Origin of the sequence: Natronomonas sp. (assembly GCF_046483325.1) — an archaeon.
GTDB lineage: Archaea > Halobacteriota > Halobacteria > Halobacteriales > Haloarculaceae > Natronomonas.
The window spans coordinates 1-10,227 of sequence record NZ_JAWODL010000056.1 but is presented as its reverse complement, the minus strand read 5'-3'; the positions used below and the strand labels follow the sequence as shown (position 1 = coordinate 10,227).

Below are 10,227 nucleotides of genomic sequence, written 5' to 3'. Positions count from 1 at the left end.
GTCGACCTGCACGCTGTGGTCGATCACGAGGTCGCACGGGACGTCCGGCTCGACGATGGTCGGATCCGCGCCCTTGCGGTCGACGGCCGATCGGAGTGCCGCGAGGTCGACAACGGCGGGGACACCGGTGAGGTCCTGTAAGACGACTCGGGAGGGCGTGAACGGGAGCTCGACGTTCGGGACCTCGGGTTTCCACGAGGCCGCGTTCCGAACGTCCTCGGCGGTTATCCTTTCGCCGTCGACGTTGCGGAGAACGGACTCGAGGAGAACGCGGATACTGACGGGGAGCCGGTCGAGTTCACAGAGGCCCTCCTCTTCGAGGACCGTGAGGTCGGCCATCTTGTAGGAGGCGCCGTCGAGCTCGACTTCGCGGATCGCGTCGAACGGGTCCAATTTGTCCATACCTTGTAATACGGTAACTTGCCCCTTGAATTGTCCCTCCGGGTGACATACGGAACGCCACTGTGACACCGAGTATCGGGACCGTCGGTATCCTGCATCCTCGCGCACGTGTCGCAGTCGATCTCTGCTGCCGTCCCGCGATGCGTCTCATCGAGGTCGGGCCGTCGAGTGTCGCGTCGGGTTCTCCTCGCGTGCGGAAACGGGGAACCCGTGCTCTCGTTCGACGAGCGCCCGTCTCGACGCGGCCTCGCTACCCGACTGCGACTCACGTTCGCGGTCGGATGTCGCGAGTCACTTGCTCCCGACTTTCGTCGTCACGCGGAACGTCTCCGGCGGGTTCAGGATTCCCGCGACCGTCCCATGGAGTGGATCACAGTGATTACCGGGGCCAGCGGAAGCGCCAGCGCCCACCCGACCGGGTTCACAACAGGGACGTGCTGCGCCCGGTCGACGCGAGACCGAAACTCAACGCTTATTTATTCCTCGAATATTCTTCGGGTATGGTTCGAAGTTTATCGAGAGACGACCCTCGGTCGGAGGCCATTCGCGAGGCGGGCCGACGGACGCTGCGGATCGGGGAGGATACCCCGATTCGGATCAGTGCCGGTCACCGCATCCTGCATCACGCCGGGAAGTGCTCGCGCCCGCACGGCCACAACTACGAGATCACGGTCGAGGTGACCGGGGAACTCACCGAGGAGGGCTGGGTCGTCGACAAAGGAGACGTGACGAATGTCATCGACGCGTGGGACCACCGGTTCCTCGTCGAGGAGGGCGACCCGCTCGTCGACGCGTTCGAGGCGTCCGGTGACGGCGACGCGCTCGTCGTCTTGGATCACCCGCCGACGGCGGAGGTGATGAGCGTCCTGCTCGAACGGCGGATGGTCGAGGCGTTCCCGGACACCGTCTCGGACGTGTCGGTGTCGGTGAGCGAGACCGGCGAGCTCTGTGCGACCTACTGATGCCGGTCGCAAGTGACGTCGAGGAGTCCGAACCCGACGCCGACGCGGCCGGTGAGGGGCTCCCGATCAACGAGGTGTTCTACTCGCTGCAGGGCGAGGGCACGCTCGCGGGCGTCCCCTCCGTCTTCGTTCGGACTTCGGGGTGTAACCTCCGGTGCTTGTTCTGCGATTCGTACCACACGTCGTGGGAGCCGACCGGCGCGTGGCGCGACGTCGACTCGATCGTCGAGGAGGTCCAGTCACACGAGCGGGCCGACCACGTCGTGCTCACGGGCGGGGAGCCGCTCATCCACGAGGAGTCGGTCGAGCTCTTAGAGCGGCTGGCCGCCGAGGGGTATCACACGACGGTGGAGACGAACGGGACGGTCTACCGGGACGCGCCGATCGACCTGGCGAGTATCAGCCCGAAACTGGCGAGCAGCACGCCGACGCCGGCTCGGGACCCGAAAGGCGACGGCGAATGGGAAGAGAAACACGAAGAGAATCGGATCGATATGAATGCGCTCTCCAGCATGGTCGACGCGTACCAGACGCAACTGAAATTCGTCGTGACGGACGAGTCGGATCTGCCGGAGATCACGGAGTTGGTTGACCGAGTGAGAGCGGCGACGGCGACGGCGGTAGCGAATGATGACGTGTTGTTGATGCCGGAGGGCGTGACGCGGGAGCAACTCGATGGGACGCGAAGCGAGGTCGCCGAGTTAGCGTTGGAGTGCGGGTACCGGTACACGCCGCGGCTCCACGTGGACTTGTGGAACGACGCGCCCGGGACATGAGCACGACACGACGAGATTCCGATCGACGTCGCGCGGTGCCGCGAGTGCGGTGCGGGCGTCGGACGTGGGGTGGTGCACAGAGCGACAATCGATTCGACGCGACTGAGCAGACATGAGCAACGAACGCGCGGTAATTCTGGCGTCCGGCGGGATGGATAGCGCGACGGCCGTCTACGAGGCGATAGAACAGGGATACGAGCCGTACTTCCTGCACACGTCGTACGGCCAGCGCACGGAAGACAAGGAGTACGAGTGCGCGAAAGCCCTCGCTGAGGAGGTCGATGCGGCTGACTTCCTCCACGTCGAAACCGAACACCTCGCCCAAATCGGGGCGTCGAGCCTGACGGACGAGGAGATGGACGTGGCCGACGCGGACTTGGAGAGCGACGAGATCCCGACGTCGTACGTTCCGTTCAGAAACGCGAACCTGCTGTCGATGGCGACGTCGTACGCGGAGGCGACCGACTCGGAGGCCCTGTTCATCGGCGCGCACTCGGAGGACTTCTCCGGCTATCCCGACTGTCGCCCGGCCTTCTTCGACGCCTTTCAGAGCGTGATCGACGTCGGCACGAAACCGGAGACGGAGATCGAGGTGAAAGCGCCGTTCGTCGAGTGGTCGAAAACGGAGATCGCGGAACGGGGATTGGAACTCGGCGTGCCGTACGAGCTGACGTGGTCGTGTTACCGGGACAGCGAACCGGCGTGCGGGACGTGTGACGCGTGTGCGTTCCGGCTCGAAGCGTTCCGGAACGCCGGGTCACGCGATCCGATCGCGTACGCGGAACGCCCCGAGTTCTCGTGAACGGTGTGTGATACGCGACTCCCGCTGCCGCGGCGGTCCCGTTCCGATCGCTGGCGTGGCCTACGTGGACGCGGGGGAGCGCGATCACGAACGCGTGACGCGTCGTTCGGCGCGGCGTCGCAGTGAATCGACGTCCCGACTGTCGACGGGGGCGGCCGAGAGCGTCCCGACTGTCGACGGGGGCGGCCGAGACGACGTCAGGAGAACCGCGTCGGAGACAGGTAGGACCGCAGCTCCGCGTCGACGTCCCCGCCTCGGATCGCGGTCGCTAGGAACTCGCCGACCGCCGGCGCGAGCGTGATGCCGAGACCGTTCATCCCCGCCGCGACGAAGTAGCCGGAGACGTCGGTTTCGCCGACGATCGGGACGCCGTCGGGGGTGAGCGTCCGAACGCCGACCCACTCGTTTCCGAGCTCCGCCCCCGAGAGCCGGGGGACGGCCTCCCGGATCCGTGCGTCGATATCGAGGTAGAACTCGTGGTCGACCGACCGGGCGTTCGTCGGATCCAGCGGCGCCGCGTCCTCGTAGTCGGCCCCGTACTTCCCTGCGAACGCCTGCGTCCGACCCTCTCCCCGGAAGTAGAGGCCGTCGCCGAACTGGATGAACGGGAGCGAGAAGGGGTCGTCCGTGCGGAGCACGACGACGGGTCCCAGGTTGTGGCGGAGGGGGAGCGACACGTCGACGCCGTCGTTCACGGTCGGGGCCCACGGGCCGGCGGCGTTCACCACGGCGTCCGCCGACCGGACCCCGTCCTCGGTCTCGACGCCGGTGACGCCGCCGTCGCGCGTGCGAACGTCGGTGACCGCGGTCTGGGTCTCGACGGCGACGTCGGCCTCGCCGACGAAGTACCGGATGATCTCGGACGGGTCGAGGTACCCGTCGGCCGGGGTCGCCATCGCTCCGCATCCGAAGTCGGGGTCGAGGCCGTGCTCGGCCAGCTCGTCCGGTTCGAGGAAGGTCGCCTCCGCGCCGAACTCCCGGAGCGTCCCCGCGACCTCGCGGAGCGATTCGGCCTTCTCGCGGGTCTCGGCGACGTCGAGCGTTCCGATCCGCTCGAAGCTGAGCGTTCCGTCCCGGATCAACGGCTCGTAGCGGTCCCACGAGCGCGACCGGAGCCGGTGGCTCGACCGATCCGGCGCCGACTGGTGCCAGACGAACATCGCGACGGAGTCCCCCGACGTGCCCGAGCCGAGCGCGTCGCGCTCGTACAGCACGACCGGACGGGGATCGTCTCGAAGGTGATAGGCGAGGCTCGCGCCGACGACGCCGCCCCCGACGATAACGACTGGATCCATGGCGTGTCAGGTGTTCACCGACAAATAAACGTTGTCCACGGGCCGGTCCGACGCGGTGGGACGACTCGTTTGTCGCTGCTTCACAAAGAGACGTCCGTCCCGTCGCCGGCCTCGACCGCGCGCCGGTAGACGGACGCCCCGGCGGCCGCGTCGAGCGTCGCGGAGCCGACGCTCACGACCACCGACGTGGCCGCCGGAGTGGTCGGTGAGCGTCGGCCGCCGACCAGATCGCCGAACGGCACGAGGTCCGCGACGCCGAGGTCGCTCGCGAGCAGGTCGCCGGTCTCGGCGACCTCCTCGGGCACGTCCGCGAACACCGTCCCCGCGCCGTCGAGCACGGCCGGATCCAGCTCCTGCATCTCGGCGGTGAACGCTCCCACCGCCACGACCAGCGCGCCCGGGTCGATCGCGTCCGCCGGGAAGACCGGCGCCGTCGCGGTCGTCGCCGTCACCACCGCGTCGGCGCCCGCGACGGCCGCCTCCGGCGTGTCGACCGCCCGCGCCGGGATCCCCTCGGCCGTGAGGTCGTCGGCACACGCGACCCGCGAGTCGCTCGGCGAGTAGATCCGGACGTCGTCCAGCCCGACCACGGTCGCGACGGCGCGGGTCTGCCACCGGGCCTGCGCCCCCGCGCCGATCACGCCGAGCGTGGCCGTCTCGGGAGCGAGCTCGCGGACCGCGAGCGCCCCGAGACAGCCCGTGCGGGCGTTGGTGATCGTCGTGCCGGCCATGTACGCCTCCGGACGCCCGGTCCGGGCGTCGGTGAGGGCGATCTGCGCGTTGATCGTCGGCATCCCGCGGTCGGCGTTCCCCTCGTGGACCCCGACCAGCTTCGTGGCGTACTGCTCCTCGCCGTGGATGTACGCGGGCATCGCGATGCCGGTTCCCGTCGGCCCGTCCCCGTCGAGGCCGGTCCCGACCGGGAAGTGCGGACGGTCGGGGCGCTCCACGTCCCCCGCGGCCTGTTTGTCGAGCGCCTCTCCCACCACGTCGACGAGCGCCGAAAGGTCGAGATGCGTGGAGACCTCCTCCTCGGAGAGCAGCAGTACCATGACTGTCGACGTTACCTCCCACCTCCTTAGCTGTGATCCACGGACCGACCGCGACTCGACGCCGTCGCGCGCCGAGCCGCGCCGTTGACCCCGCGTCCAGCACCGGCACGGCCGCCAGCGCTTATATCGACGGGGAGCGAGGGGCAGCCATGGACGTACTGGTCTGTGGCGGCGGGATCGTCGGCCTCGCAGCCGCGTACGAGCTGGCGGACCGCGGCGCGGACGTGACGCTGTGCGAGCGCGGATCGCTCGGGGCCGGGAGCACCGCGCGCGCGGCCGGCGGTATCCGGTCGCAGTTCTCGACGCGGGTCAACGTCGAACTCTCGCTCGCCAGCAAGCCGGTCTGGAACGCGTTCGAGGAGCGGTTCGGCGTCGACATCGGGCTCCGCAAGAACGGCTACCTGTTCCTCGCGCGGACAGAGGCGACCGCCGACCACTTCCGTGAGAGCGTCAGCATGCAGCGGAACCTGGGCGCCGCGACGGAGCTTCTCACGCCAGCGGAGGCGGTCGAGCGCTGCCCGGGGATCGACCCCGAGCCGTTCGTCGCGGCGACGTACAACCCCGACGACGGGGTCGCCGACCCGAACCTCGCCGTGCAGGGCTACGCCGCCGCCGCCCGGGAGGCGGGCGTCGACGTGCGAACGGGGACCGCCGTCACGGACGTCCACCGGGAAGGAGGCCGCGTGGTCGGCGTTGACGTCGGCACGGATGGAGAGACCGACCGGCGGGACGTCGACTGCGTCGTGAACGCGGCGGGCGCGTGGGCCGCGCGGGTCGGCGAACTGGCCGGCGTCGACCTGCCGATCGCGCCCCGACGGCGACAGATCGCGGTCGTGGAGCCGTCGACGCCCGTCCCCGAGTCGACCCCGCTGACTATCGACCTCGACACGGGAGCGTACTTCCGGCCGGAGCGTGACGGGATCGCGCTCGTCGGCGGTCACTTCGCCGAAACTGATCCCGACGCCGACCCGGACGCCTACGACACGGGGCTGGACATCGACTGGGCGGCGGAGGCGGTAGAGCAGGCCGGGAGGGACGTCGATTACTTCGGACCGGAGACCCGCATCCGGCGCGGCTGGGCGGGCCTGTACGCGGTCACGCCGGACCATCACCCGATCGTCGAGGAGTCGGTGCCGGGGCTGGTGACCGCTGCGGGGTTCTCCGGTCACGGGTTCCAGCACGCGCCCGCGACCGGGCGAATCGTCGCCGACCTCCTCCTCGACGGCGAGACCGACGTCGCTGACGTGTCGGCGCTCGCCCGGGAGCGGTTCGAGCGCGGGGAGACGCTCGCCGAGCGAAGCGTCGCCTGAGCGCGGGGACGCGCTCGCGTCTCGCGCCGGGACGTCGCGGTCGCCGCGGCCCGGGTCACCGCGGTCGCCGGATCGTCCGCTTCGCGTGCGACCGACGCGGCCGGTGTCGAACGCGTCGGCTAGCAGTCCACCGACGCCCACAGACTCCGATCGACGACAGAACGGTGCCTGTTATCGACCTGCATGTTTATATAGAACGGACACACACGGACAATCGTTAACAATGGTAAGTTCAAGCTCGGATGAAGAAAACAACCGAAACCGGACACGAGATATCGGCGGGAATTCGGAAAGCCGATCGCCGGTCGGTCGGCGGCGCTTCCTGCAGGTCGCCGGCGCCGGCGCGACTGTCGCGGTGGCGGGCTGTTCGGGCGGAGACGGCGGGGACGGCCCGGTTCGGCTGGGGGCGACGTACATTCTCTCGGGGTTCGCCTCCCTGTACGGCGAGGCGGCCGAGCGAGGCCTCGAGATGGCCCAGTCGGAGATCAACGACGACGGCGGGATCGACGGGCGCGACGTGGAGGTGATCGTCCGCGACACCGAGGCGAGCGCCGACACGGCGATCCAGCAGATGCGGAGCCTCGTCGAGGAGGACGACGTCCACGGGCTGTTCGGGCTCGACTCCAGCGGGGTCGCACAGGCCGTGGCGCCGCAGGCGGCACAGCTCCAGATGCCGTTCATGATCACGCACGCGGCGACGCCGTTCGTCACCTCGCCCGAGGGTGAACACGAGGACTCCGTCGGGAACGACTACGTGTTCCGCGACTCCAACAACCTCACACAGGACATCTACGGCGCCGCGATGACCGCCGCCGAACTCGACGCCACGGAGTGGGCGACGATCGGGCCCGACTACGCGTTCGGCTACGAGACGTGGGACTACTTCCAGGACTTCTGTGCCGGGCTCGGCGTCGACGCCGAGTTCACGGCCGAGCAGTTCCCGCCGCTGGCGACGGGCGACTACACGCCGTACATCAGTTCGATCCTCGACGCAGAACCGGACGCCGTCCTCACGCCCCTGTGGGGCGCCGACCTCACCACCTTCATCGGTCAGGCCGAGGACGCGGGCTGGTTCGACCAGATCGACCACACGCTGTTCAGCGTCGGGATGGGGACCGACCTCGCGAGCGACGGGAACCCGCTCCCGGAGGGCGAGTACGCCTCGACCCGGTACGACCCGTTCGTCCCCGACACCGAGGCGAACAACACGTTCCGGGACGCGTACTACGAGGAGCACGAATCGCTCCCGACGTACAACGCCGAAGGAGCGTACCGCGCCGTCCACCTGTACAAGGAAGCGATCGAGTCGGCCGGAAGCACCGACGCCGACGCCCTCGTCGAGGAGTTCACCGGGATGGAACACTCCGGACCGGTCGGTGACTACCAGTTCAGCGAGAACAATCAGGCGACGGTGTCGTCCATCTGGGGAACCGTCTCGTACGACGACGAGTGGGAGAGCAACGTGCTCGACCCCGTCAACACGTACGATGCCGGCCCCGACGAGCTGTCTGAGGCGCTCGGCGACTCCGACCTTCCGGCGGGAATCTAACCCGCCGACGTGTTTTCCATGAGCCTACCATCTCTCGTTCCACTGATCGGCGTCTCTGACGTCGTCATCGGGCTGAGTCTCGGCAGTCGGCTCTTCCTGATCGCCGTCGGGCTGAGCCTCATCTTCGGCGTGCTCGGCGTTCTCAACTTCGCGCACGGCGGCTTCTACATGCTCGGCGCGTACGTCACGCTCGCCGTCGTGACGAGCGTCGTCGACAGCTTCTGGCTCGCCGTCATCGTCGGCGCCCTCGCGGTCGGCGTCATCGGCGCCGGCATCGAGTTCGCGGCGATCCGACCGCTGTACGACCGGGCCGACGCGGACCTCGACCAGCTCATCGTCACGTTCGGATTCGTTCTCGTGATCCACGAGGGGATCCGATTCGTCTGGGGCTCGGGATCCTACTCGATCGACCCGCCAAACGTGTTCGATTTCTCGGTGTCGCTCGGCGGGAGCACCTTCAGTGCGTACCGGTTGGTCGTCATCGGCCTCGCAGTCGCGGTGCTGGTGAGCCTCTGGCTGTTCATCACGCGAACGTACTTCGGCTCGCTCGTACGGGGCACCTCCTCGGACCGCGAGATGGCGTCGATGCTCGGCGTCGACGTGCCGCGCCTGTACACCGCCGTCTTCTTCCTCGGGAGCGTGCTCGCCGGCCTCGGCGGCGCGCTGTCTTCGCCGCTGCAGTCGACCAGCCCGTCGCTCGGCGATCAGGTGATCATCGACGCGTTCATCGTGGTCGTCATCGGCGGGCTCGGCTCCATCAGCGGGGCGTTCGTCGGTGCGATGCTCATCGGCATGATGCAGAGCCTCGGCCCGCAGTTCATCAGCGCCGGCAGCATCGCCATCCCGTTCCTCGCGATGGTGATCGTGTTGCTGTTCCGCCCCGAGGGGCTCTTCGGAGGGATCGGCGAATGAGCGCGACGACCGACGTCGGCGACCGCGTCCGCGAGTTCGGATCGGCAGTCGCCGACGGCTGGACCCGCGAACGGTTCGGGGCCCTCGGTGCGCTGGGCCTGATACTGCTGGCGTTCGGGCCGTCCTTCCAGATCTACCTGTTCACCGACTTCCTCGTCGTGGCGCTGTTCGCGCTCGGCTTCAACCTGCTGTACGGCTACACCGGCCTGCTGTCGTTCGGCCACGGCCTGTTCTACGCGGGCGGCGCGTACGGGATCGCGATCGTGTTGCGGGACCTCGGCCCGGTCATCGCCGACGTCGTCGGGTCCGGGGTCGCCCCGCTCGTCACGTTCCTCGTCGGCGGCGCCGTCGGCCTCGCGCTCGTCGTCGTCGTGGCGGTGCCCGTCGGGTGGCTCAGCGTCCGATTAGAGGAGATCTACTTCGCGCTGATCACCCTCGCGTTCGGGATGCTGGGCTACTCGCTGATCATCCAAGACCCGGCGGGCCTGACGAACGGGACCGACGGGATCATCGTCCTCCTCGGGAGCGTCGACGTCGGCGGCGGGAGCGTCCGGATCGGCGCTCGACAGACGTACTACGCGTTCACCACGGCCGTCGTGCTCGCCGCGACGTACGGGGTGTGGCGCGTCGTCAACTCCCCGTTCGGCACCGTCTGTAAGGCGATCCGCGAGAGCCCCGACCGGGCCGCCGCGCTCGGGATCGACGTTAGGCATCACCGCTGGATGACGTTCATCCTCTCGGCGGCGATCGTCGGGATCGCCGGCGTGTTGCGCGCGGAACTCGCCAGCGTCGCCTCCCCGGGTCTGACGCACTGGTCGACGAGCGCGATCGCCGTCATCGCCACCGTGATCGGCGGCGCGACCTACTTTTCCGGGCCGATCGTCGGCGCGTTCATCTTCCTGTATCTCCGCTGGGGGATCAGCCGCTTCCCGACGCTCGACGCGTACTGGGAGCTGTTCTTCGGCGCGCTGCTCATCGGCGTCGTGTTGTACTTCAAGCGGGGGGCCGTCGGCCGGTCCGTGCTCCGTCGTCCCGCCGGAGCGCTCGTCGCCGTCCTCGCCGTCTCCGAGCAGTCGGTCGCGGAGCAGCAGGAGCCCACCGACGGCCCCCCGCTTGAAGTACAACACGACGCCGATGAGCAGCGCGCCGAAGAACAGCTCCCAGTAC

At 68.6% G+C, this 10,227-nt stretch carries 10 protein-coding genes; 7 read left to right on the top strand and 3 right to left on the bottom strand.

Going from position 1 to position 10,227, the window contains the following annotated elements; all coding sequences use genetic code 11:
- On the bottom strand, positions 1-402 hold a 402-nt coding region (locus R6U53_RS15430; RefSeq protein ID WP_410323266.1), incomplete at its 3' end, for an aconitase family protein.
- A gap of 500 nt (positions 403-902) precedes the next feature.
- Here R6U53_RS15430 and R6U53_RS15425 point away from each other — a divergent pair.
- The 3 genes from R6U53_RS15425 to queC all read left to right on the top strand — a co-directional run bounded on the left by R6U53_RS15425 (position 903) and on the right by queC (position 2,942).
- On the top strand, positions 903-1,364 hold the full coding sequence (locus R6U53_RS15425; protein WP_410323265.1) for a 6-pyruvoyl trahydropterin synthase family protein: 462 nt from the start codon (positions 903-905) through the stop codon (positions 1,362-1,364).
- Positions 1,364-2,140 (top strand): 7-carboxy-7-deazaguanine synthase QueE, encoded by a 777-nt coding sequence (locus R6U53_RS15420; protein ID WP_410323264.1) that lies wholly within the window; start codon positions 1,364-1,366, stop codon positions 2,138-2,140. Before R6U53_RS15425 ends, R6U53_RS15420 begins: the two co-directional genes overlap by 1 nt.
- A gap of 112 nt (positions 2,141-2,252) precedes the next feature.
- Positions 2,253-2,942 carry a 7-cyano-7-deazaguanine synthase QueC gene (gene queC / locus R6U53_RS15415; RefSeq protein ID WP_410323263.1) on the top strand — a complete coding sequence of 230 codons (690 nt, stop codon included), beginning with the start codon at positions 2,253-2,255 and terminating at the stop codon, positions 2,940-2,942.
- A 197-nt stretch (positions 2,943-3,139) separates the two neighbouring features.
- On the opposite strand, the gene R6U53_RS15410 is transcribed toward queC, so the two are convergent.
- Both R6U53_RS15410 and R6U53_RS15405 read right to left on the bottom strand, forming a co-directional pair.
- Complete coding sequence (locus R6U53_RS15410; protein WP_410323262.1) at positions 3,140-4,237, bottom strand: NAD(P)/FAD-dependent oxidoreductase; 1,098 nt, start codon at positions 4,235-4,237, stop codon at positions 3,140-3,142.
- Positions 4,238-4,317: 80 nt separating this feature from the next.
- Positions 4,318-5,289, bottom strand: a complete 972-nt coding sequence (locus tag R6U53_RS15405; protein ID WP_410323261.1) for an ornithine cyclodeaminase family protein — start codon at positions 5,287-5,289, stop codon at positions 4,318-4,320.
- Positions 5,290-5,438: 149 nt separating this feature from the next.
- On the opposite strand from R6U53_RS15405, the gene R6U53_RS15400 reads away from it, so the two are divergent.
- The 4 genes from R6U53_RS15400 to R6U53_RS15385 all read left to right on the top strand — a co-directional run.
- Entirely contained in the window at positions 5,439-6,599 is a 1,161-nt protein-coding gene (locus R6U53_RS15400; RefSeq protein WP_410323260.1) for an NAD(P)/FAD-dependent oxidoreductase, read from the top strand.
- Positions 6,600-6,822: 223 nt separating this feature from the next.
- Positions 6,823-8,148 (top strand): ABC transporter substrate-binding protein, encoded by a 1,326-nt coding sequence (locus tag R6U53_RS15395; protein ID WP_410323259.1) that lies wholly within the window; start codon positions 6,823-6,825, stop codon positions 8,146-8,148.
- 18 nt (positions 8,149-8,166) lie between these two features.
- Positions 8,167-9,060, top strand: coding sequence for a branched-chain amino acid ABC transporter permease (locus tag R6U53_RS15390; RefSeq protein ID WP_410323258.1), 894 nt, complete (start codon positions 8,167-8,169; stop codon positions 9,058-9,060).
- A partial coding sequence (locus R6U53_RS15385) for a branched-chain amino acid ABC transporter permease (protein ID WP_410323257.1) occupies positions 9,057-10,227 on the top strand: 1,171 nt, incomplete at its 3' end. The genes R6U53_RS15390 and R6U53_RS15385, both read left to right, overlap by 4 nt.